The following is a 22,926-nucleotide window of genomic DNA, read 5'->3' as shown; positions in this document are numbered from 1 at the left end:
GCGATGGAAAGCTTCTTTGGTACGCTCAAGTCCGAGTGCTACAGGGGACATCGCTTCACTTGCGTGGAGCATTTGCGCGACACGCTCGAGCGCTACATCCACTACTACAACCACGAACGCATTAAGCTCAAGTTGAAAGGGCTGAGTCCCGTGCAATACAGGACTCAGCCCTTGGGCGCCTAGCCTTTATCTGTCCAACTTCATGTTCATGGGGTCAGTTCATTCGGGCACCTTTTCTATTCGTAGGTCGGTCGAACGAGGGTGGCTACGGCGAGTAGGCTGACTCAGCGAATCACATACGAAGCGAGAAAAAACAGCATCGTAGGGGTAATCCGTTGGCTAACGGGATTTCCTGCGAGTCACGACAATTGCGCCGGCCATTGCGAAAATTAAAATCAATCCGCCCCATGTGACGAAAAATAGATTCGCGATCTCCGGGTCCGTGTCGAAGAGGCTTCCCTCGCCATGCAGGACGAATGCCCCGTACACGTAGAGCGCTCCCCAGCAGAACATTGTCGCGAGCGCTCCACCGACAAGTGCGCCTGCTACCACAGTCACGAGTTTCATTTGACGGGAAAAAACAAGATGGTTTTCGAATTTCGGAAATCCGACCAGATGCCCGGTAGGACTATATTCCATGATATCCGCACGCCTGATCCGAAGCCGGTGAGTTTGCTCCCGTTCCAGAGGTCGACGTGACCGCCGCTCAAGTTGTCCGGTGAGTCGCCATCCTGAAGCCAATAGCCGTCGAAGAATATGATTCCGGTCCGACCGGATACCCTACTCGCCCAATTCGGGCCCGTGATGTTCTCGGGGGCCAGTACTCCCGCGATCGGCCGCAGCTTCAACCACTCCGCAAACTCGTATGCGCGAGTCGCGGTCGGTTTGCCGTCGATCAGAAGGCGGCCCAGCGCCGGTTTGCCTGGCATCGGCCGAACCCACTTCTGCGAAAACGACTTCATTGCGATGCCGACCTTGTGCAGCGTCACGCTCATCCGGATCGCACACTGGTTCTTGTACTGTCCGTTCGGATCATCGTACGGGTTGCCGTGAGCGTAGTTCTTCCACAGCTCGGAAAACGTCACCGACTTCAGCTCGACTTCCTTGTACGAGTTTTGCACGGCGGTCGTCCTGACGACTGTTTTTCCGTTCGGCATTAAGCGTCTCCGTCCGATCTCGCGAGCGCTTCGTCGCCCCAATAGACCGTGTACTCGTCGCTGTCGGTCGTATGGATGCGCGGCAGGCACCCGGTGCTGTCGAGCCTGCCTGAATGAATGCGCCCGTCCGATGTTTCGATGATGTAGGGATAGTCTGGTGACGCGCCGTTTCCGACGGCGCGGACGCATTCGTCGTAGGCACCTGCGGCTAAGCTCGTGACATTGCCTGCCCGGTTCAGTCCGGAAGTAACGATGCCTGCCGCTTCCGCCTGGTCGTCGCACCATGAATTGCCGGAGAGCAGCGCGACGATGCGCGGTGGTGACGAGCATCGACATTGAACGATGTCGCCGTCGGTCGCCGTCTCACCCATGAATTCAATGCGCTTGGGGCCGCCCATCTTGGCGATCCGGCCGGTGCTTTCACACGCTTCGCAGAACGCGAGGCCGCCGATCAGCGCAACCTGATGGCCAGCGTCGCCAAACGTGAACGGCGGCCCTGCGTAGGCGAGAATGTGTCCGCCGGTTTCCAGCGTGTCACCGACAACGGCGATACGGCGCATCATGATTTCGCTCCTCGATCCAGGTCACCGATATCAGCCGGTGATGCCGGGGGCCGCATGACGAGTTCACGCGTGTCATGCGAATCACGAGCACGGTGCTCGTTTCGGCAAGCGAAAGAATTCCATCGCCCCAGGGTGAGGTCGATTGGACAAGTATGAAATTTGAAAGTGAATTGCGCGTCGCGCGAGCAATCCGAGTTCGCGCCTACCGCCGCCGATGCTCGACCGCGAACTTGATCAGCTCGGCCTGCCCTTCGATCTCCAGCTTGCGTTTCAGGTTGAGCCGGTGCGTCTCGACCGTGCGCACCGACAGCCCCGTCTGTTGCGCGATCTGCTTGCTCGACAGCCCTTCGGCCAGCGCGTCGAGGATGTCGCGCTCGCGCGGCGTCAGCCGGTCCAGCGGCGATGCCGTCGCGCTGGCCTGGATCATCCGCGCGGCCAGCCCTTCGCTGAAGAAGGTCTGCCCGGCCAGCACCACGCCGATCGCGCGGACGATCTCGCTCGCGGGCGAATCCTTCAGCAGGTAGCCGCTCGCGCCGGCGCGCACCGCCTGCGTCACGTACTCGATGTTGTCGTGCATCGACAGCATCAGCACGCGAATGCCCGGAAAACGCTCGTGGAACACGCCCGCGAGCGTGATGCCGTTCATTCCGTTCATGCCGACGTCCATCAGCGCGAGATCGGGTTCGAGCGATGCGGCCAGCGCGAGCGCCTCGTCCGCGTTGCCGGCCTCGCCGACCACGGACAGGTCGGCCGCTTCGAGCCGCATCCGCAAGCCGTCGCGCACGAGCGGGTGATCGTCGACGAGCAGCAGTCGCGCGGCGGGCCGGGCGGTATCGGGGGCGCTCATGGGCAAAGGTCTCCGGGTAGGGGGTGCGTGCTCAGGCGGCGGCGCGCCGCAGCGGCACGCGCGCGGCCACGACGGTATGGCCGACCTGCGACGTGATCGTCAGCGTGCCGTCGAGCGCGTCGAGGCGCTCGCGCATGTTGCGCAGGCCGATGCCGCGGCGCGCGTCGGCCTGCGAGCGTTCGGCGTCGAAGCCGCAGCCGTTGTCGGCGATGGTCAGCGTGACGGATTGTGCGCCGACGTCGAGCGTGACGGCCGCGCGCGACGCCCGCGCATGATGCACGATGTTGCTCAGCGCTTCCTGCGCGATCCGGAACAGCGCGGTGTTGACGGCTTCGGGCAGCGGCCGCGTGCCGCCGTGCGCGACCTGCGTGTAACCGATGTCGATGCCGCTTTCCGCGCCCAGCTCGCGCACGAGTTGCTCGAGCGCGGCCGCGAGGCCGAGATCGTCGAGCATCGACGGGCGCAGCGCGTGCGAGATGCGTCGGACTTCGCGCAGCGTGTCGCCGAGCCGCCCGACGCCCGACGCGAGCGCCTGTTCGGCTTCGGGCACGCGCGACGTGCCGCGCTCGAAGCGCGCAAGCGCGGATTCGAGCATCAGCTTCGCGGACACCATCATCTGGCTGATCCCGTCGTGCAGTTCGCGCGACAGCCGCGCGCGCTCCTGCTCCTGCGATTCGACGACGCGCTGCGCGAGCAGCTTGAGCTTCGCGTCGGCGCTGCGCGACTCGCTGACGTTCAGTACCAGCGCGCACACGGCGATCGCCGCCGCGCCGGTGAGCGCGATCGCGGTGAGCCAGCTCATCGTGCGCTCGATGTTCGCGGACGCGCGCGCATCGATGCGCTGCAGCGCGGTGTCGACGTCGTCGAGATAGATGCCGGTGCCGACCATCCAGCCCCAGCGCTCGAGCGCGACGACGTAGCCGAGCTTCGGCGCGACGCGGCCCGTCGACGGCCGCTGCCATGCGTAACGTACGTAGCCGCCGCCCTGCGACGCCGCGCCGATCAGCTTCTGGATCGTGAGGGCGCCCTGCGGGTCGCGCATCGACCAGAAATTGTGGCCGACGCGTTCGGGCTCGCGCGGATGCATCAGCGAATTGCCGTGCAGGTCGTAGACGAAGAAATAGCCGTCGGGGCCGAAATCCATCTTCTGCAGCATCGCGAGGGCCTGCGTGCGCAGCAGCGCGTCGTCGCGCGCATTGCGGCCGCTCGCGTCGTAGAGCGGCATGATCGCGCTCGTCGCGAGCTCGACGTAGTGCTTCAGCTCGACTTCCTTGCTCGACAGGTACGCGGCCTGGATTGTCGCGTGCTGCGTGCGCGCGAGCGACGTCGCCTGCTGGCGCACGCCGAAGCCGATGCCGGCGATCGCGAGCAGGAACGGCACGATGGCCAGAAGGAAGATCTTTGCCTTGAGTCTCATGGTGGTGCGAAGCGGCCGGCCTGCGCGGGCGGCTAGGCGCGGCCGGCTAGGCGCGCAGGCCGGGCGCATCGGCCGCGCGGCGGCGCGGTGGCATATCGAGCCGGTATTGTCGGCGATTTTGCATGCGGGCGGCGGCCGTCCCGCCGCTGCCCGTGCGCTCAGGCGCGCCGCGATTCGCGAGTGTCGGGCGACGTGGCCGCCTGCACGGCGATGCGGTTGCGCCCGCCTTCCTTCGCCCGATACAGCGCATCGTCGGCCCGCTTCAGCGCGGCCTGGATGTTGTCGTCGTGTTCGGGATAGCTGGTCGTCACGCCGATGCTCACCGTCAGGCGGCCGACCGTGCCTGCGTCGTGCCGGATGCCGAGATCGAGGATGCCCGTGCGGATGGTTTCGGCGATCGTCACCGCGCCGTCCGTATCGATGTCCGGCAGCACGACGACGAATTCCTCGCCGCCGTAGCGCGCCGCATAGTCGGCCGGGCGGCGCAGGCAGCCGGCGATGCAGTGGCCGACCGCGGCGAGTGCGTCGTCGCCGGCCTGGTGGCCCTGCGTGTCGTTGTAGCGCTTGAAGTCGTCGACGTCGATGAACAGCAGCGACAGCGCATGTTGCGAGCGCGCGGCGCGGCGCCATTCGCGCGCGAGCGTGACGTCGAGCATCCGGCGGTTGTCGAGGCCCGTCAGGCCGTCGGTGCGTGCGAGCGCCTGCAGCTCGGTTTCCGCGCGATGGCGTTTGCGCAGTTGCACGTCGAGGAGCAGCGACAGGCCGACGAAGCCGATCGCGAGCGCGACCATCGCGGAGCCGATCGGAATCGCACGGTCGTACCACGCGGCGTAGGTGTCCGCTTCCGAGCGCGCGACCATGACGATGAGCGGCAGGTGCTCGAGGTGCCGGAACACGTACAGGCGCCGCACGCCGTCGATCGTCGCGGTATCGGCGAAGCTGCCTTCGTTGGCGGTCATGAAGTGCCGGAACGTGCTCGCGCGGCTGATGTCGCGGCCGACGATCTTGGGGTCGTACGGCTCGCGCGCGACCATCCTGCCATCCGTGTTGATCAGCGCGACCGAGCCGCGATCGCCGAGCGACAGGCGCGAGAACAGGTTCTGGAAATATTCGAGCCGGATCGACATCACCGCGACGCCGCCGAACGATCCGTCGGGCCGCGTGATCCGCCGGCTGAGCGCGATGCTCGGCGAGCCGCCGCGCAGCCGCGAGTGATACGGGGGGCTGACGTACAGGCCGACGTCGGGGTTGTCGCGGTGCACGGTGAAGTACGGTTCGTTGGCGAAGTTGGCCTTGCGCGGCACGTCGCTCATGCCGTCGACCGCGATGTCGCCTTTCGCGTCGAGCACGTAGATGCCGCCGAGGTACTTGGCGGTCGTCGCGCGGTCGAACAGCACCTGGCGGCGCAGCGCCATCGGCAGCCGGGTCACCGCCGGGTCGTTCGCGCCTTCGACGACCGCCTGCAGCGACAGCGAATAGATCTCGATGTTGCGCTCGATGTCCCACGACGCCATCAGCGCGAGGTTCTGCTGCATGCTGCGCGAGCGGTCGCGCGCGTCGATGCGGCCTTCGTACAGCACGATCCCGCACAGCAGCAGCAGGATCAGCGCGATCAGCAGCCCCGTATAGAAGATCAGGTGCGGCAGGAGGGACCGGCGCAGATGAGCGGCGACACGGCTCGTCACGCCGGATTCGCTGGGCATTGCGTAGTCGGTTTCTGCCATGGTCCGTGGATCGGGGGCATCGTCGCCGGGCGGCGGGCCGATGCGATTGTTCGTATGACTACCGGTGGCGATCCGGTGCGCGCCCTTCCCGTGCCAGCCTTCCGTTCAGCGGAGAAACCGGGCACCGATTATCGACAATCGCGGCCCGAGAAACCGATAAACCGGGTATTCACAGTAACGTCTGCTGCAATTCGACCATCTGACGAATCGCGACGTGAATTGAACGGAGTATAACGCGCGTGTTTGCGCGCGCGGAAAATGTTGCAACCCATTGATCGGGATCAAATTTCAGCGTAATCCCGGGCTTGCAAATATCGGGCGGAGCGTTGCCGCGCAAGGCTTTGCGGCAGCGCGGAAAACGTCGCGCGGCGTACGGCCGCGGACGCACGGGGATTAACGCCGGGCGAGCACCGCACGCGAAAGCGCGCGACATGTACCGATTATCGGTTTCGACGGCCGGGTACCCGCGAATATGAGAACGGGCAGCCGCGCGGGCTGCCCGTTTTGCAAGATCGGCGTACGACCGGCGCCCGGCATGCGGGCGAGCCCGCATGCGCAGGTTCAGGCGCCGTGCTGTTGCGCCTTGAACGCGAGCCGGAACCGATGCAGCAGCGGCTCGGTATAACCGCTCGGCTGCGACGTGCCCTGCAGCGCGAGCGCGCACGCGGCCTTGAACGCGGTCGACTGGTCGTAGCCGGGCGCCATCGGGCGATAGTTCGGGTCGCCCGCGTTCTGCTGGTCGACGACGCGGGCCATGCGCTTGAACACGTCGAGCACGAACGCCTCGGTGATCACGCCATGGCGCAGCCAGTTCGCGATGTGCTGGCTCGAAATGCGCAGCGTCGCGCGATCTTCCATCAGGCCGACGTCGTGAATGTCCGGCACCTTCGAGCAGCCGACGCCCTGTTCGACCCAGCGCACGACGTAACCGAGGATGCCCTGCGCGTTGTTCTCGACCTCGCTCAGGATCTCGGCCTCGCTCCACGCGGCGCGTTCGACGACCGGCACGGTCAGCAGCCCTTCGAGCAGCGCGTCGCGCTCGCTCGCGTACGGCGTCTTTTCGAGTTCCTGCTGGACGGCCTGCACGTCGACGAGGTGGTAGTGCAGCGCGTGCAGCGTCGCGGCGGTCGGCGACGGCACCCAGGCGGTGTTCGCGCCGGCGCGCGGATGCGCGATCTTCTGCTCGAGCATCGCATGCATCAGGTCCGGCATCGCCCACATGCCCTTGCCGATCTGCGCGCGGCCGCGCAGGCCGGCCGACAGGCCCGCGAGCACGTTGTTGCGCTCGTACGACTGGATCCACGCCGACGATTTCATGTCGCCCTTGCGGATCATCGGGCCCGCTTCCATCGCGGTGTGCATCTCGTCGCCGGTGCGGTCGAGGAAGCCGGTGTTGATGAACGCGACGCGCGCGGCGGCTGCCGCGATGCACGCGGCGAGGTTCACGCTGGTGCGGCGCTCCTCGTCCATGATGCCCATCTTCAGCGTGTTGCGCGGCAGCGCGTACAGATCCTCGATGCGCGCGAACAGCGTGTCGGCGAACGCGACTTCGGCCGGGCCGTGCATCTTCGGCTTCACGATGTAGATCGAGCCCGTGCGCGAGTTGCGCTTCGCCTTCAGGTCGTGCAGCGCGCACAGCGTCGTGACGACGCCGTCGAGAATCCCTTCCGGAATCTCGTTGCCGTCGCGATCGAGCACCGCGCCGTTGGTCATCAGGTGGCCGACGTTGCGCACGAACAGCAGCGAGCGGCCGTGCAGCGACAGCGTGCCGCCGGCCGGCGTCGTGTACTCGCGATCGGCGTTCAGGCGGCGCGTAAACGTCTTGCCGCCCTTCGCGACTTCCTCGACGAGCGTGCCCTGCATCAGGCCGAGCCAGTTGCGGTAGAGCTGGACCTTGTCGTCGGCGTCGACCGCCGCGACCGAATCCTCGCAGTCGATGATCGTGCTGACCGCCGCTTCGAGCACGACGTCCTTCACGTTCGCGAGATCGGCGCGGCCGATCGGCGTCGATGCGTCGATCTGGATCTCGAGATGCAGGCCGTTGTGCTTCAGCAGGATCGCGGACGGCGCATCGGCCGCGCCCTGGTAGCCGACGAACTGCGCCGGCTGCGCGAGCGCGACGTTGCCCTTCGCGGTTTCGACCGCGAGCTGGCCGTCCTGCACGCGGTAGCGCAGCGCGTCGCGGTGCGAGCCGCTCGCGAGCGGCGCCGCGTTGTCGAGCACGTTGCGCGCATAGTCGATCACGCGTTGGCCGCGCGTCGGGTTGTAGGCCGCGGTGCGTTCGGCGCCGCCGTCTTCGGGCAGCGCGTCGGTGCCGTACAGCGCGTCGTACAGGCTGCCCCAGCGGGCGTTCGCGGCGTTCAGCGCATAGCGCGCGTTCGACAGCGGCACGACGAGCTGCGGGCCGGCCTGCGTGGCGATCTCGCTGTCGACGTTCGCGGTGGCTGCCGCGACGTTCGACGGGACCGGCACGAGGTAGCCGATCTGTTCGAGGAACGCGCGATACGCGGCATGGTCGCGTACCGGGCCCGGGTGCGCGCGATGCCACGCGTCGAGTTCCTGCTGCAGGCGGTCGCGCTCGGCGAGCAGTGCGCGGTTGCGCGGCGCGAGGTCATGCACCAGCGCCGAGAAACCGCTCCAGAACGCGGCCTTGTCGATGCCGGTGCCCGGCAGCGCTTCGTTTTCAATGAACTGGCTCAGCGCTGGCGCGACTTGCAGTCCTGCTTGGTCGATCATCGTGATTCCTCCCGGGGAATTGAAAAACGCGCGCGCGTTGGCTGTAGGGCCTGTTCACGCTAATAACGGGCTTGCGCTGACCCCACGAATGCATTTTTCCAAATGGGGAACGTGCCTTTCCGCCCGCATGGCGGCGTCGTGCGTCGCTTGTTTGGCACGGCCAAACGGCGCTCCTTACTCCTTGCCCTGCGGGCGGAAAGGCACGTTCGCAAGCCCGTTATTAGCGTGAACAGGCCCTATGCCACGACGCTTTGTGTACCGGCGCGGGCGATCTGCGCGTCCTGTTCGGACTTTACGCCAGACACACCGATCGCGCCTGCAATCCGGCCGTCGACCGTGACCGGCACGCCGCCTTCGAGCAACCCCGTCAGCGGCGCGCTCAGGAACGCGGTGCGGCCACCGTTGATCATATCCTCATACGCCTTCGTCTCGCGACGGCCGAGCGCCGCCGCGCGCGCCTTGTCCTGCGCGATGGTGCTGCTGGCCGGCGATGCGCCGTTCAGCCGCGCGAACGCGAGCAGGTGGCCGCCATCGTCGACGACGGCGATCGACACGGCCCAGCCGTGGCGTTCCGCTTCCGCGCGGGCCGCGGCGAGCATGCGCTCGGCATCGGCCAGTTCGAGTTCGGGTTTCGTTTGCATGGCTTTCCTCCGGAATAGGCGGTCAGTCGACCAGCCGGTTGTCGACGAGCTCGATCCAGTGGCGCACGGGCGTGCGGCCCGCGCCGTTCAGGTGAGTCTGGCAGCCGACGTTGGCGGTGACAATCAGTTCCGGCTGCGCGGCTTCGAGCGCATCGAGCTTGTTGTCGCGTAATGTCGTCGCGAGTGCGGGCTGCGTCAGCGAATAGGTGCCGGCCGAGCCGCAGCACAGATGGCCGTCGGCGACATTCGTCAGATCGAAGCCGAGCCGCGTCAGGATGCGTTCCACCGTGCCGCCGAGGCGCTGTGCGTGCTGCAGCGTGCACGGGCAGTGGACCGCGACGCGCCGTGGCGTCGCATCGGCGAGCGCGTCGAGCGGCTCCGCCGCGATCACTTCGGCCAGATCGCGCGCGAGTGCGCTGACGCGCCGCGCCTTCTCCGCATAGACGGGGTCGGAGCGCAGCAGGTCGCCGTATTCCTTCACGAACGCGCCGCAGCCGCTCGCGGTCTGCACGATCGCTTCCGCGCCGGCCTCGATCGCGGGCCACCATGCGTCGATGTTGCGGCGTGCGCGCTGAAGGCCCGCGTCCTGCGCGTTCAGGTGATATTCGGTCGCGCCGCAGCAGCCGGCTTCGCGCGCCGGCGTCACGCTGATGCCGAGCCGATCGAGCACGCGCGCGGCGGCCGCATTCGTGTTCGGCGACAGCGACGGCTGCACGCAACCCTCGAGCATCAGCATGCGCCGCGCATGACGCACGGCCGGGCGCGGCGCGGCCGCGGGCACCGCGGCCGGGATCTTGTCCCGCAGCGTGCCGGGCAGCAGCGGGCGCAGCGCGCGGCCGGCCTTCAGCAGCGCGGCGAACGCCGCCGGACGCGGCACCACGTGACGCAACCCCGCACGCAGCAGGCGCTCGCGCGTGGGCCGCCGCGCGCGCTTCTCGGCTTCCGCGCGGCCGATGTCGAGCAGCGTGTGATAGCGCACGCCGGACGGGCAGGTCGTTTCGCAGTTGCGGCACGTCAGGCAACGGTCGAGATGTTGTTGCGTGCGTTCGCCGCACGGCTCGCCTTCGAGCAACTGCTTGATCAGGTAGATGCGGCCGCGCGGCCCGTCGAGCTCGTTGCCGAGCACCTGGTAGGTCGGGCAGGTCGCATTGCAGAAGCCGCAGTGCACGCATGCGCGCAGGATCGCTTCCGCTTCGTCGGCCCGGGCGAGGGCCTTGCTTGCTTCGCTGAGGTTGGTTTGCATCGGCGGGTCGAAGTCGGGTTGGCGTCAGAAGTCGGCGTAGAGCCGGCCGGGATTGAAAATCGCGTGCGGGTCGAGCTGCGCCTTGAGTTGCCGGTGCACGCGCAGCAGCGCCGGCGGCAGCGGCTGGAACGGCTCCCGTGTCGTGTCCGGCGTGTAGCAGCTTGCGTGGCCGCCGCACTGCGCGGCGAAGCGCTGCACGTCGGCCGGCGCGGCGTCGGTCTTCAGCCAGCGCTGCGCGCCGCCCCAGTCGACGAGCTGCGCGCCCGCGAGCGCGTCGAGCGGTGCGGCGGCCGGCACCGACACGCGCCACAGCGGGCGCGGATCGTCGAAGAACGGCAGCGACAGGTCGCGCAGACGTGCCCAGAACGCGTCGTCGCGGTCGTCCATGCGGTCGCCGCCGATCGTGTCGCGCGCGGCCTTCACCGAGCCGTCGCCGCCTTCGAGCCGCACGCGCAGCACGCCGTCCGCGTGGCATGCGCCCGCGAGCGGCAGCCCCGCGCGCCGCCACGCGGCGACGCGTCGCACGGCTTCGCTCGCCGTGAGCGTCAACGCGAGATCGCCGGTCGCACGCGGCTTCGGCAGCACCTTCAGCGATACCTCGGTCACGACGCCGAGGCAGCCGAAACTGCCGGCGAGCAGCCGCGACACGTCGTAGCCCGCGACGTTCTTCATCACCTCGCCGCCGAAGCGCAGATGCTTCGCGTGGCCGGTGATCACGCGGCAGCCGAGCACGAAGTCGCGCACCGCGCCGGCCCACGGGCGGCGCGGGCCCGACAGCGCCGCCGCGAACATGCCGCCGACCGTCGCCGCGCCGCCGAACGACGGCGGCTCGCACGGCAGCATCTGGCCGGCCGCGTCGAGCATCGCGTCGAGCTCGGCGAGCGGCGTGCCCGCGCGCGCGGTGATGACGAGTTCGGTCGGGTCGTACGAGACGACGCCGCGATGCGTGCGCACGTCCAGCGTGCGGCCTTTGACCGGCCGGCCGACGAACGCCTTCGTGCCGGCGCCGCGGATGTGCAGCGGCTGGCGATCGTAGATCGCCGCGTCGACCTGCGCGACGAGCGCCGCGCTGTCGTCGACCGATTCGGGTTCGCGTTCGCGTTCGCGTCGCATCAGAAGCGCTCCAGTTCGGGAAACGGCAGCTTGCCGTGATGGACGTGCATCGCGCCGAATTCGGCGCAGCGGTGCAGCGTCGGGATGTTCTTGCCGGGATTGAGCAGGCGCTGCGGATCGAACGCGGCCTTCACCGCGTGGAAGAACGTGATTTCGTCGGCGTTGAACTGCACGCACATCTGGTTGATCTTCTCGCGCCCGACGCCGTGTTCGCCGGTAATGCTGCCGCCCACGGCGACGCACAGCGCGAGGATCTTGCCGCCGAGCGCTTCCGCGCGGTCGAGCTCGCCGGGCCGGTTCGCATCGAACAGGATCAGCGGATGCATGTTGCCGTCGCCCGCGTGGAACACGTTCGCGACCGGCAGCCCGTATTCGGCGGACAGCGCGGCGATCCCTTCGAGCACGCGCGGCAGTTCGCGGCGCGGGATCGTGCCGTCCATGCAGTAATAGTCGGGCGACATCCGGCCGACCGCCGGGAACGCATTCTTGCGGCCGGCCCAGAAGCGCTGGCGCTCGGCTTCGTCGCGCGCGACGCGAATCTCGCTTGCGCCCGCGTCGCGCAGCAGCGCGGCGACGCGTTCGGCGTCTTCTTCGACATCGGTTGCCGCGCCGTCGAGCTCGCACAGCAGGATCGCCTGCGCGTCGACCGGATAGCCCGCGTGGATGAAATCCTCGGCCGCCCGGATCGCGAGGTTGTCCATCATCTCGAGGCCGCCGGGAATCACGCCCGCGCCGATGATCCGCGCGACCGCGGCGCCGGCCTCGGCGACGTCGTCGAAGCTCGCCATCAGCACCTTCACGCTCGGCGGTTTCGGCAGCAGCTTCACGGTCACTTCGGTGACGATCCCGAGCATTCCCTCGGAGCCGGTGAACAGCGCGAGCAGGTCGAAGCCCGGTGCATCGAGCGCATCGGCGCCGAGCGTGAGCGTGTCGCCGTCGATCGTCAGGATCTCGACCTTCAGGATGTTGTGCACCGTGAGCCCGTATTTCAGGCAATGCACGCCGCCCGCGTTCTCGGCGACGTTGCCGCCGATCGAGCACGCGATCTGCGACGACGGGTCGGGCGCGTAGTAGAGGCCGTGCGGCGCGGCGGCCTGCGAAATCGCGAGGTTGCGCACGCCGGGCTGCACGCGCGCGATGCCGGCATCGGGGTCGATGTCGAGAATCCGGTTGAACTTCGCCATCACCAGCAGGATGCCTTTTTCCAGCGGCATCGCGCCGCCCGACAGCCCCGTGCCGGCGCCGCGCGCGACGACCGGCACGCGGTGCGCGGCCGCGACGCGCAGCACCGCGCGCACCTGGTCGACCGTATCGGGCAGCACGACCGCGAGCGGCACCGTGCGGTACGCGGCGAGGCCATCGCATTCGAACGGCTTCAACGCCTCCCGTTCGTGCAGCACGTCGAGGCCGGGTGCCGCCGCGCGCAGCGCGGCGACGAGCGTGGCGCGGTCGATGGTCGCCAATGGGCCGTCGATCCGTTCGTCGTAGATGAAACTCATCGTGTGTCTCCGTCTCCACCAGGCAGCTGGCCGCGCGATGCGCGACACGCCGGATGGACGGCATTCTTGGCGGGACGCGCGGGCCTGTCCAGCCGTCTTGAAGGTGGTCGTACCAGTTTTTGGAAAGCCACCGATCGCGGTTTGTCGAGCGATCGATAAAACCCAATAACGACAAGGCTTTGTGCGAAAATCGACATCATTCGTCCAAAGTGGTCATACCAGCATGGAAATGCAGGATCGGGAGAGGCCGGCGCGGCGCGTGGCCGACGTCGTCGCCGAGCGGATCGAGCAGTTGATCGTCGACGGCGTGCTGAAGGCCGGGCAGGCGCTGCCCTCCGAGCGGCGGCTGACCGAGAAGCTAGGCGTGTCGCGCACGGCCGTGCGCGAAGGCATGAAGCTGCTGCACGCGCGCGGGATCATCGACACGACGCACGGCAAGGGTTCGTTCGTCGCGAGCCTGACCCCGCAGCGCGCGATTACGCCGATGATGCATCTGCTCGGCTCGCAGCCGCGCACGCTGTACGACCTGTTCGAGGTGCGCGGGATGCTCGAGGCCGAGGCCGCCCGGCTCGCGGCGCTGCGCGGCACACCGGCCGATTTCATCCTGATCCGGCGCCGCTACGAGGAAATGACGGCGGCCGACGCGCAGGATCTCGATCCCGCCGCGCGCGCGAAGCTCGACCACGCGTTTCATCTGGCGATCTGCGAGGCGTCGCACAACCCGGTGCTCGTCAATACGCTGCAGTCGCTGACCGACCTGCTGCTCAGCTCGGTGTTCGCGTCGGTGAACAACCTCTATCACCGCGAACCGCTGAAGAAGCAGATCGACCGCCAGCATGCGCGGCTTTACAACGCGGTCACGGGCCGGCTGCCCGACCAGGCGCGCAAGGCCGCGAGCGAGCATATCCGTCAGTGCGTCGACTATCTGCGCGAGATCGAGCAGGAGGAACAGCGGCTCGTGCGTTCGACGTTGCGGCTCGAAGGCTGGACGTGAGCGGTAGGGGCTTGGCCGACGCGGTAACCGCTAGAATTGCGATTTTAGCCGGGAACACGTCCATGTCTTTTGCCTCGCTTGGCCTGATCGAGCCGTTGCTGCGTAATCTGCAGGGCCTCAATTACCAGACACCCACGCCGGTGCAGGCCAAGGCGATTCCCGTCGTGCTCGGCGGCAAGGACGTCATGGCCGCCGCACAGACGGGCACCGGCAAGACGGCCGGCTTTGCGCTGCCGCTGTTGCAACGGCTCGTCCAACACGGCCCGGCGGTATCCAGCAACCGTGCGCGCGTGCTGGTGCTGGTGCCCACGCGCGAACTGGCCGAGCAAGTGCTGCAAAGCTTCGTCGAGTACGGGAAGGGTCTCGATCTGCGATTTCTGGCCGCCTACGGCGGGGTGAGCATCAATCCTCAGATGATGAAGCTGCGCAAGGGTGTCGACGTGCTCGTCGCGACGCCCGGCCGCTTGCTCGACCTCAATCGGCAGAACGCCGTGCAGTTCGATCAGGTGCAAACGCTGGTGCTCGATGAAGCCGACCGCATGCTCGATCTCGGCTTCGCGCGCGAACTCGACGCGGTGTTTGCCGCGTTGCCCGCCAAGCGCCAGACGCTGCTGTTCTCCGCGACGTTCTCCGACGAAATCCGCACGCTGGCGGCCGGCATTCTGCGCAGCCCGGTCGACATCAGCGTCAGCCCGCCCAACGCCGCGGCCAGCAAGATCAAGCAGTGGGTCGTACCGGTCGACAAGCGGAACAAGCCCGACCTCTTCATGCATCTGGTGGCCCAAAACAACTGGGAACACGCGCTGGTGTTCGTCAAGACCCGCAATGGCGTCGATTATCTGGCGGTCATGCTGGAGAAAGCGGGCTATGCGGTCGATACGATCCACGGCGACAAGCCGCAACCCGCGCGTTTGCGTGCGCTGGAGCGCTTCAAGACGGGCGAAGTGCAGATGCTGGTCGCCACCGACGTGGCGGCGCGCGGGCTGGATATCGACGATCTGCCGCTGGTGATCAACGTCGATCTGCCGATCGTCGCGCAAGACTACGTGCACCGTATCGGCCGCACCGGCCGCGCGGGCGCGAGCGGTGTGGCGGTGTCGCTCGTGTGCGCCGATGAGGCGCCGCAACTGGCCGCGATCGAAGCGCTGATCCGGCAGACGCTGCGGCGGGAAGAAGAGCCGGGTTTCGAAGCCGAACATCGCGTGCCGGAAACCAGCGCGACGGGCCAGATCATCAAGAAACCCAAAAAGCCGAAGAAACCGAAGGTGCCGCACGCTGTGCCGGTGGCCAGGCAGGCGTCGGGCAAGAAGCCGCATACGCAAGGTGGCGAAGGCAAGCGCAAGCCTGGGGCGCAGCACGCGGCGGCCAATGGTGCCGGTCAAGGCCCGGACTACACCATCGGCAGCCCGTTCAGCGTGCACAAGCCGCGCGGCAAACCGGCCGGCAAGCCGGCGGCGGGGAAGGCTGCTGGCAAATCTGCTGGTGGTCGCGGCAAACCCGGCAAACCGTCCAGGTAGCCTGAATCCTTTCCTTTTCAACGTGCGCGATACGATCGAACAAACCGATGGCGTGAACGCATACGGACGGTTCGGAACAGCGCTGCCGGTTTTCTCGTTCGCGACCTGCAACCGCGCGCGATAGCGGCTTTCCCGCGTGACCCATGAAGTGCGATGACTGAAGTGAGAGATGGAATGACGACGACATTCGACGAGGCGACAACGGCGGCGATCGCCGCGTTTGCCCAGCTGGATTTCTACACGGCCGTGCAGGCGATGCGCGCCGAGGCCGATTACGACCACGAACGAGAACAGTGGATCTCGCGCTATATCGACGAGCAGGGCGGCGGCGTGGACGATGCGGAATACGACGCCCTGCACGCGCGGGCACAGGCCACCCCGGAATACGCCGAGTTCATCGATGGGGTTCGGCGGGAAATTCTGGCGTACTTCGGCGTGACCGACGATCAACTGGACTGGATGGTCGTGCTGCGCGACGACGACAGCGATGAACTGTGGGCGGAGGTCAACCGGCAGCGGAGCGCGCTGGGAACCGGTGAAGTGCGCGGCGATCTCTGACCCGGCCTGTCATTCGCCGGTACTTTGGGCGGGCCATTTGAGTGTCGGCCCCACCCAGGTATCGGACGCGTGCCGATCCATCAATCTTCTCGCGCGAGTCGTAGCAAGACGTCGACGAGGGCACGAATTTTCGGTTGTGTCGCCCGTTGGGGCGGATAGACGAGAAAGTAGGAAAGGCCGTCTTCAACCACTTCGTCAAACGGCGTCACCAGCGATCCGGCACGGAGCCGGTCTCTCGCCATTCGCGGGTCGCCGATTGCAATGCCGTGTCCTTCCATCGATGCCGCGAGCGTCAATTCGAGGGTATCGAATACGAGCCCACGTCCCGCATCGATCTGGCGCGCCCCCACGTGATCGAGCCAGCATCTCCACTCTGCGCGGCTGGGCCCGGGATGGAGCAAATCGAGCTGCGCAAGGTCGGCAACGGATCGCAGTGATGTCGCCAACGCGGGCGCGCACATCGGCGTGAGCCGCTCGGAAAAGAGCGGTACCGCTTCCATGCCGGTCCACTGTCCGGTGCCGCGCACGATGATGGCGTCGACGTCGGAGGTCGTGAAATCCGGCGTGTCGTCCGCGGATGTCGAAATACGCAGCTCCGTCCCGCTCATCGCGCGATGAATGTCCGGCAGCCGCGGGAGCAACCAGCGAACGGCGAACGTGGACGGCAACTTCAACGTGAGCGCCGAGGTTGCCCGTGCATGGGAATCCGCGTGCTGGATCAATTGCGTGAGCACGTTGACCGCGACCGTCAGCAATGCATTGCCTTCCGGTGTCAACGTCAGCCCCGATACATGGCGCACGAACAGTGCGCATCGATAATGCGTTTCCAACTGCTGTATCTGGCGGCTCACCGCGCCTTGCGTACGGCATAGGTGATCCGCGGCCTTGCTGACGCTGCCCAGCTGCGCCGCCGCGACGAACGACTGAATCGCCGCCAACGGCGGGAGCGGCCGCGTCAGGTCAGCCAGCGGATATGCATGCGCCGCATACCCGGGTTGCAAATTTTTCGATTGTTCGGTCATCGGTGCGTCGCTATCGTACGTCTACCGGATGCCCTGTTCTTGCGAATGAACGGGGTGTCGACGAATGATCGGAGGATAATTTTGGGCTCAACGTCGGAGTCACTCTACACGGAACAGGTGCGCGCTTACCTGCGGGAACTGGAGCGCGGCGATGTCGGCGCCATCTGCGCGCTATTCACGCCGGACGCGCAGATTTTCTCGCCATTTCTCGGCTGGATGCGCCCCGAACCCTTCTTTTCGAAGGTCGCTGCCGCATCGGGAGAAAGCAAGATTACACCGATCGATATCTGCGTCAGCACGAGCGGGGCTCGACGTGCGACAGGTTACTTCATCTACGACTGGGGCCTGAAAGACGGTTCGGTGGCGCGCTTCGAGTGCGTCGACGTGTTCGAGTTCGACACGGCGGGGCTCATCGAACGGATGATCATCGTCTACGACACCCATCCGATTCGCAGTGCGGTCGGCGACAAGTACGCGTAGCCGAATCGACGTCGGGCAAAGTCGCGCGCTGACGTCCACGCGCGTCCAAGCCCCGGCGAGCGACGAGTTCAATCGGTCGACGGCGTGGAAGCCCGGGTGACGAGCCAGGTTCGCCAAGCGGCCTCGCCCGAATCCGCAAAGCATGAAAAAAGCCCGCCGAAGCGGGCAACCTCACGATGCGGAGGGGGAGATGCGAAAACGCGACCGGCGCGCGTTCAGCCTTTCGTCGCGCCGAACGTGAGCCCCGCGACGAAATGCTTCTGCATCGCGAAGAACATCGCGACCGACGGCAGCGCGGCGAGGATCGACCCGGCCGATACGAGGTTCCACGACGTCGTCCATTGCCCCTTCAGCGCCGCGACACCCGCCGTGATCGGCGCGGCCTCGTCGCCTTGCGTGAGGCACAGCGCCCAGAAGTAATCGTTCCACACGAACGTGAACACGAGAATCGCGAGCGCGGCCAGCGCCGGCCGGATCAGCGGCAGCACGATTCGCCAGAACACCGTCCATTCGCCCGCGCCTTCGATGCGCGCCGCCTCGATCAGCTCGAACGGCAACTGCTTGATGAAGTTGCGCAGGAACAGCGTGCAGAACCCCGTCTGAAACGCGACGTGAAACAGGATCAGCGCTTCGACGGTATTGAACACGCCGAGCCGCAGCGACAGGTCGCGCACCGGAATCATCAGCACCTGCACGGGCACGAAGTTGCCGGCGACGAACGTGCCGAACAGTGCGGTATTGCCGCGAAACCGGTAGGTCGCGAGCGCGAAGCCGGCCATCGCCGCGAGCGCGATCGAGCCGATGACCGACGGCACCGTGATCTGCACGCTGTTCCAGAAGTAATGCAGCATCGGCGACGTCGTCAGCGCGTCGCGATAGTTCTCGAGCATCGAGAAATGCCGCGGCCAGCCCCAGTAGTGGCCTTCGACCAGCTCCTCGGTCGAGCGCACCGACGTGACGAACACGGCGATCATCGGCAGCAGCCAGATCGCGAGCGCGACGGGCAGCGACAGCTTGTACAGCCGGCGCGATACCGGCTTCCAGTGGGCAACGGGTGTCGGAAACATGATGAGTGAACTCCCGGAAGGTCACTGTTCGTTGCGCAGCATGCGGCGCAACTGGAACGCGATGTAGACGAGCATGATCGCGAACAGCACGACCGCGATCGACGCGGAATAGCCGAGCCGGTAGTACTTGATCGCCTGGTCGTACATGTAATACGCGAGCACGGTCGAGCTCTCGAACGGGCCGCCGCCCGTCATCACCGAGATCAGGTCGAAGCTGCGCAGCGCGCCGATCACGGTGACGACGATCGCCATGAAGGTGGTCGGCCGCAGTTGCGGCAGCACGACGTGCCACAGCAGCGCGAAGCCGCGCGCGCCTTCCATCCGCGCGGCTTCGATCTGTTCCGGGTTGACCGACGTGAGGCCGGTCAGGTACAGGATCATGCAGTACGCCGTTTGCGGCCACAGCGCGGCGAACACGATGCCGAAGGTCGCATAGCGCGCGTCGCCGAGCACCGGGATGCCGTGCCCGGCGACGAGCGCGAGCAGCCCGAAGGTCGGATCGTAGAACCACGAGAAGATCAGCCCGACGACCACGCCCGACAGCACGAACGGCGCGAAGAACAGCGACTTCACGAGCCGGATGCCGCCGACCGCCTGGTTCAGGTAGAGCGCGAGCGCGAGGCCGAGCGGCGGCGCGAGCATGAACAACACGAGCCAGATCACGTTGTTGCGCAGCGCCGTGTAGAACGTCGGCGCATGCAGCAGTTCCGCGTAGTTCGCGAGGCCGACGAAGGTGCGCTCGGTCATCCCGTCCCAGTTGTACAGGCTCAGCCACAGCGTCGACAGGATCGGCCAGATCACATAGACGGCGACCATCGCGCAGGCCGGCGCGAGAAAGAGCCACGCGGCGCGCCGTTGCCGCCGCACGGCGGGCGACGGGCGGCGCGCGGGCAACGCACCGGCGGATGGGCCGCGCGGGGGCGGCGCGGTGCCGGCGGGCGGGGTGGACGTGGTCGGACTGGACACGGCAAGCCTCCTGAAACGGACACGGCGGCGCGCGGCCGCCGGTTGGGTCACGCGGTCACTTCTTGTAGATCCGCTTGCGGGTCTGTTCGAGTTGCGCGAGCACGGTGTCGAGCTGCGCGGGGTTCGCGACGAACTGCTGCATGCCCTTCATCCCCTCGTCGGCCATTTCCTTCGTCATGTCGCGGTCGTAGAACTGCGCGACGCCGCCCTTCGTGTCGGCGAGGATCCGGAAGCCGATGCGCGAGATCGGATCGGCCGGCTCGGGCGACTTGCTGTTGGCCGACAGCGAGCCGAGCCCTTCGGCGAGTTTCGCGCCGATCTCGGGCGTTTCGACGAACGCGAGGAACGTGTGCGCGTCGGCCTTGTTCTTCGCCTTGGTCGGGATGTGCAGCGATTCGACCGGGCCGTCCTCGGCAGTCGGCACCTTCGGGTCGATGACGGGGAAGCGGTAGTAGCCCATTTCCTGCTTCGCGTTCGGCGGAAAGCCGGCCGCGATGAAGGTGCCCATCAGCATCATCGCGGCCTTGCCCTGGAACAGGAACGGCTGCGCGCCGTCGAGATCGTAGGACAGCGCATTGTCGATGAAGTAGCCCGAGTCGATCAGCGATTTCCACGTCGTGTAGACCTTCTTCACGCGCGGGTCGGTGTACGGCACGTCGCCGGCCATCAGCTGCTGGTGGAACGCGTTGCCGTTCAGGCGGAGGTCGAGATAGTCGAACCAGCCGGCGAGCGTCCACGCGTCGCGGCCGCCGATCGCGATCGGCGTGATGCCGGCCGCCTTCAGCTTCTTGCATGCATCGAGAAACTGGTCCCAGGTCTTCGGTTCGTCGGCGATGCCGACCTTGCGGAACAGGTCCTTGCGGTAGAACAGCCCCCACGAGTAATAGACGGTCGGCGCCGCGTACTGCTTGCCGTTATAGGACGACGCGCTGCGCGTCGATGCGTACGTCGCGTCCCAGCCGTTTTTCGTCCAGTCGCCGCTCAGGTCCTCGAACAGCCCGCGCTTCGCGTAGTACGCCATGCGCTCGCCCGCGTGCCAGTTCACGACGTCCGGCGCGACGGTCGTGAGCCATGCGGGGAGCTGCACCTTGTACGCTTCCTCGTCGACGAAGGTCGGCTTCACGTCGATGTCGGGATGGGCCTTGTGGAACGCTTCGATCGTCGACTGCCACACGGCGCGCTGGCTCGCGCCCTTGAACGCGATGTTGATGGTCAGCGTGCCGGCATCGGCGGGCGTCGTCGCGCCGAACGATGCGAACGCGATGGCGGCGGCGGTCGCCAGGCGGGCAGCGACGCGAAGGGGGCGATGGGTCATGAGTGTCTCCAGTCCTGTGTGTCGTTGTTTGTGCGTGACCGGCGCGCGGCGGCGCCGGGGCGATTGCTACGAATGGCTTCGATACACGGCCACGCCTTGCGGCTCGACCTGCGCGGCGCCGAACACGAATGCGGACGGCGGTACGCCGTCGATCGCATGCGGTGTGCTCGCGTAGTTGAATACGTAAGTCAGGCTGCCGCGCCGGCTCACGCGCACGGTGTCGCCGAGCGGCGTCGGGGCCAGGCCGGCTTCGGCCGCGACATCGGCGAACAGTCGCGCGGTGGTCGCGTCGTCGAACAGCGCGGCCCAGTAGTGCAGCGTGCCGTGCGACAGGCAGGCCGGATGGCCGTCGGCGAAGCGTGCGCGCACGACGCGGTGTGCGTCGTCGTCGCTCAATTCGACGAGGTCGCGCCAGTGACGCGCTTCGCCCGCGAGCGGCGAACCGTCGCGCAGCGTGCCGTCGATCCGTTCGGTCACGTTCGGACGCAGCGATTCGACGCGCCACACGCGTACCGGCAGGATCGACGCGAGCGGGCCGGGCGGCAGCGCCGGTGGAATCTGCAGGTCGGCGGTCTTCGAGCCGGTGCGCGGGCCGAACACCGCGTGCGCGCCCGACGCGGCGAGCCGCGACGCGAAATCGTCGGGCACGATCGGCAGCGGCGGCACGACGACGAGCCGGTAGCCTTCGAGCGGCGCGTGCGCGGAAACGATGTCGACGTCGAGGCCGAGCGAGCGCAGCGCCGAGTAGTACTCGAACGCGAAACGCGGGTAGTGGAAATCGGCGCCCTGCGGCTGCACTTCGAACAGCCACTTCGCTTCGTAGTCGAACACCAGCGCAACGGGCGCGCGCACCGGGCCGTTCGCGTCGGCATCCGCGCCGGCGTCGAGCACGGCGGCGATCTCCTGCGCGACGCGCTGCGCTTCGCGGCCGCCTTCGTCGAGCTGGTTGTCGGGTGTGTTCAGGCCCGCGTGCATCTGCTCCTGCGCGAACGGCGCCTGCCGCCAGCGGAAGTACGACACGCAGCCGGCGCCGTGCGCGAACGCTTCCCAGCTCCACAGCCGCACCATGCCCGGTAGCGGCGCCGGATTCCAGTGCGCCCAGTTCACCGGGCCCGGCTGCTGCTCCATCACCCAGAACGGCAGCTTCGACATGCCGCGGTACAGATCGTGATTGAACGACGCGAAATCGGGATGGCCGATGCGCAGCCAGCGCGCCTTCACGTCGGGCGCGAACCAAAGCTCCTCGAGCGCGCCGAGCGGATAGCTGTCCCACGTCGCGACGTCGAGGTCGCGCGCGACTTCGTAGTGGTCGAACTCGGTGAACAGCTGCATGAAGTTGTGCGCGACGACGCGGCCCGGCGAGTGCGCGCGGATCACGTCGACCTGCATCCGGTGATAGCGCGCGAGCTCGTCGGACGCGAAGCGCCGGTAGTCGAGGCGATGCGACGGATGGGCTTCGGTCACGGTGCCCACGGGTGCGTCGACTTCGTCGAAATGGCGATACTCCATGCTCCAGAAGACGGTGCCCCACGCGCGGTTCAGCGCGTCGATCGTGCCGTAGCGCGCTTTCAGCCATTCGCGAAAGCGCACGAGTGCGGCCGGCGAATAGCTGACGACGGTCTGGTGGCAACCCAGCTCGTTGTCGGTCTGCCAGTAGCGCACGGCCGGATGGCGGCCGTAGCGTTCGGCGACCGCCGTGCAGATCTGGCGCGACGCTTCGAGATAGGTCGGCGACGAGAAATCGTAGTGCCGGCGCGAACCGAACGCGCGTGGCCGGCCGTCGGCGCCGATCGCGAGGATGTCGGGATGGCGGTCGATCAGCCATTTCGGCGGCGTGGCGGTCGGCGTGCACATCACGATCTCGAGGCCGGCCGCGCCGAGCACGTCGACCGCGCGGTCGAGCCAGCCCCAGTCGTATTCGCCCGGCGACGGCTCGATGCGGCTCCACGCAAATTCGGCGATCCGCACCTGCTCGATGCCGAGCGCTTTCATGCGGCGGGCGTCGTCGGCCCACATCGATTCCGGCCAGTGTTCCGGGTAGTAGCAGACTCCGAGGCGCATGCCCGA

General features: G+C 67.0%; 20 protein-coding genes. 5 read left to right on the top strand and 15 right to left on the bottom strand.

Annotated features, from left to right (window positions below; translation table 11 throughout):
• Positions 1-183 (top strand): IS3 family transposase (locus A9Z05_RS33090; RefSeq protein WP_141723531.1); only part of this gene is annotated, 183 nt, incomplete at its 5' end.
• A gap of 380 nt (positions 184-563) precedes the next feature.
• Here the strand turns inward: A9Z05_RS33090 and A9Z05_RS33085 are convergent.
• From A9Z05_RS33085 to glcD, 10 genes are all read right to left on the bottom strand, one after another.
• Positions 564-1,157 carry a type VI secretion system amidase effector protein Tae4 gene (locus A9Z05_RS33085; protein ID WP_069621736.1) on the bottom strand — a complete coding sequence of 198 codons (594 nt, stop codon included), beginning with the start codon at positions 1,155-1,157 and terminating at the stop codon, positions 564-566.
• A complete protein-coding gene (locus A9Z05_RS33080) occupies positions 1,157-1,720 on the bottom strand; it encodes a PAAR domain-containing protein (RefSeq protein ID WP_069621735.1) in 564 nt (187 codons plus the stop codon). The genes A9Z05_RS33085 and A9Z05_RS33080 overlap by 1 nt, the downstream gene beginning before the upstream one ends.
• A 202-nt stretch (positions 1,721-1,922) precedes the next feature.
• Positions 1,923-2,567 carry a response regulator transcription factor gene (locus tag A9Z05_RS33075; protein WP_069621734.1) on the bottom strand — a complete coding sequence of 215 codons (645 nt, stop codon included), beginning with the start codon at positions 2,565-2,567 and terminating at the stop codon, positions 1,923-1,925.
• Between the two features lie 31 nt (positions 2,568-2,598).
• Positions 2,599-3,984, bottom strand: coding sequence for a cache domain-containing protein (locus A9Z05_RS33070; protein WP_069621733.1), 1,386 nt, complete (start codon positions 3,982-3,984; stop codon positions 2,599-2,601).
• Between the two features lie 158 nt (positions 3,985-4,142).
• Positions 4,143-5,708 (bottom strand): sensor domain-containing diguanylate cyclase, encoded by a 1,566-nt coding sequence (locus A9Z05_RS33065; RefSeq protein ID WP_069621732.1) that lies wholly within the window; start codon positions 5,706-5,708, stop codon positions 4,143-4,145.
• A 561-nt stretch (positions 5,709-6,269) separates the two neighbouring features.
• The gene (locus A9Z05_RS33060; protein WP_069621731.1) at positions 6,270-8,444 is read right to left on the bottom strand and encodes a malate synthase G; all 2,175 of its coding nucleotides are present in this window, start codon (positions 8,442-8,444) and stop codon (positions 6,270-6,272) included.
• A 236-nt stretch (positions 8,445-8,680) separates the two neighbouring features.
• Complete coding sequence (locus A9Z05_RS33055; RefSeq protein ID WP_069621730.1) at positions 8,681-9,085, bottom strand: heme-binding protein; 405 nt, start codon at positions 9,083-9,085, stop codon at positions 8,681-8,683.
• 22 nt (positions 9,086-9,107) lie between these two features.
• Complete coding sequence (glcF, locus tag A9Z05_RS33050) at positions 9,108-10,328, bottom strand: glycolate oxidase subunit GlcF (RefSeq protein WP_069621729.1); 1,221 nt, start codon at positions 10,326-10,328, stop codon at positions 9,108-9,110.
• A gap of 24 nt (positions 10,329-10,352) precedes the next feature.
• A complete protein-coding gene (glcE, locus tag A9Z05_RS33045; protein ID WP_069621728.1) occupies positions 10,353-11,441 on the bottom strand; it encodes a glycolate oxidase subunit GlcE in 1,089 nt (362 codons plus the stop codon).
• On the bottom strand, positions 11,441-12,940 hold the full coding sequence (gene glcD / locus A9Z05_RS33040) for a glycolate oxidase subunit GlcD (protein WP_069621727.1): 1,500 nt from the start codon (positions 12,938-12,940) through the stop codon (positions 11,441-11,443). The genes glcE and glcD overlap by 1 nt, the downstream gene beginning before the upstream one ends.
• Before the next feature lie 223 nt (positions 12,941-13,163).
• On the opposite strand from glcD, the gene glcC reads away from it, so the two are divergent.
• The 3 genes from glcC (at position 13,164) to A9Z05_RS33025 (ending at position 16,009) form a co-directional block, all read left to right on the top strand.
• On the top strand, positions 13,164-13,934 hold the full coding sequence (glcC, locus tag A9Z05_RS33035; protein ID WP_050013449.1) for a transcriptional regulator GlcC: 771 nt from the start codon (positions 13,164-13,166) through the stop codon (positions 13,932-13,934).
• A 62-nt stretch (positions 13,935-13,996) separates the two neighbouring features.
• Positions 13,997-15,451: a DEAD/DEAH box helicase gene (locus tag A9Z05_RS33030; RefSeq protein ID WP_069621726.1), complete on the top strand. Its 1,455-nt coding sequence runs from the start codon at positions 13,997-13,999 to the stop codon at positions 15,449-15,451.
• A gap of 174 nt (positions 15,452-15,625) precedes the next feature.
• Positions 15,626-16,009, top strand: a complete 384-nt coding sequence (locus A9Z05_RS33025; RefSeq protein WP_069621725.1) for an ATP-dependent protease — start codon at positions 15,626-15,628, stop codon at positions 16,007-16,009.
• An 80-nt stretch (positions 16,010-16,089) separates the two neighbouring features.
• On the opposite strand, the gene A9Z05_RS33020 is transcribed toward A9Z05_RS33025, so the two are convergent.
• Entirely contained in the window at positions 16,090-17,031 is a 942-nt protein-coding gene (locus A9Z05_RS33020; protein ID WP_069621724.1) for a LysR substrate-binding domain-containing protein, read from the bottom strand.
• Between the two features lie 81 nt (positions 17,032-17,112).
• Between A9Z05_RS33020 and A9Z05_RS33015 the strand changes: the two genes are divergently transcribed.
• Entirely contained in the window at positions 17,113-17,511 is a 399-nt protein-coding gene (locus A9Z05_RS33015; protein ID WP_176730275.1) for a nuclear transport factor 2 family protein, read from the top strand.
• Positions 17,512-17,726: 215 nt separating this feature from the next.
• On the opposite strand, the gene A9Z05_RS33010 is transcribed toward A9Z05_RS33015, so the two are convergent.
• From A9Z05_RS33010 to A9Z05_RS32995, 4 genes are all read right to left on the bottom strand, one after another.
• Entirely contained in the window at positions 17,727-18,578 is an 852-nt protein-coding gene (locus A9Z05_RS33010; protein WP_069621723.1) for a carbohydrate ABC transporter permease, read from the bottom strand.
• 21 nt (positions 18,579-18,599) lie between these two features.
• A complete protein-coding gene (locus A9Z05_RS33005) occupies positions 18,600-19,544 on the bottom strand; it encodes a carbohydrate ABC transporter permease (RefSeq protein WP_069621722.1) in 945 nt (314 codons plus the stop codon).
• A 55-nt stretch (positions 19,545-19,599) separates the two neighbouring features.
• A complete protein-coding gene (locus A9Z05_RS33000; RefSeq protein ID WP_069621721.1) occupies positions 19,600-20,859 on the bottom strand; it encodes an ABC transporter substrate-binding protein in 1,260 nt (419 codons plus the stop codon).
• Between the two features lie 66 nt (positions 20,860-20,925).
• On the bottom strand, positions 20,926-22,920 hold the full coding sequence (locus tag A9Z05_RS32995) for a beta-galactosidase (RefSeq protein ID WP_069621720.1): 1,995 nt from the start codon (positions 22,918-22,920) through the stop codon (positions 20,926-20,928).
• Positions 22,921-22,926 lie beyond the last annotated feature (6 nt).

The organism is Burkholderia sp. A2 (assembly GCF_001729305.1).
Classification (GTDB): Bacteria; Pseudomonadota; Gammaproteobacteria; order Burkholderiales; family Burkholderiaceae; genus Burkholderia; species Burkholderia sola.
This window is presented reverse-complemented; position numbering and strand designations above follow the sequence as displayed.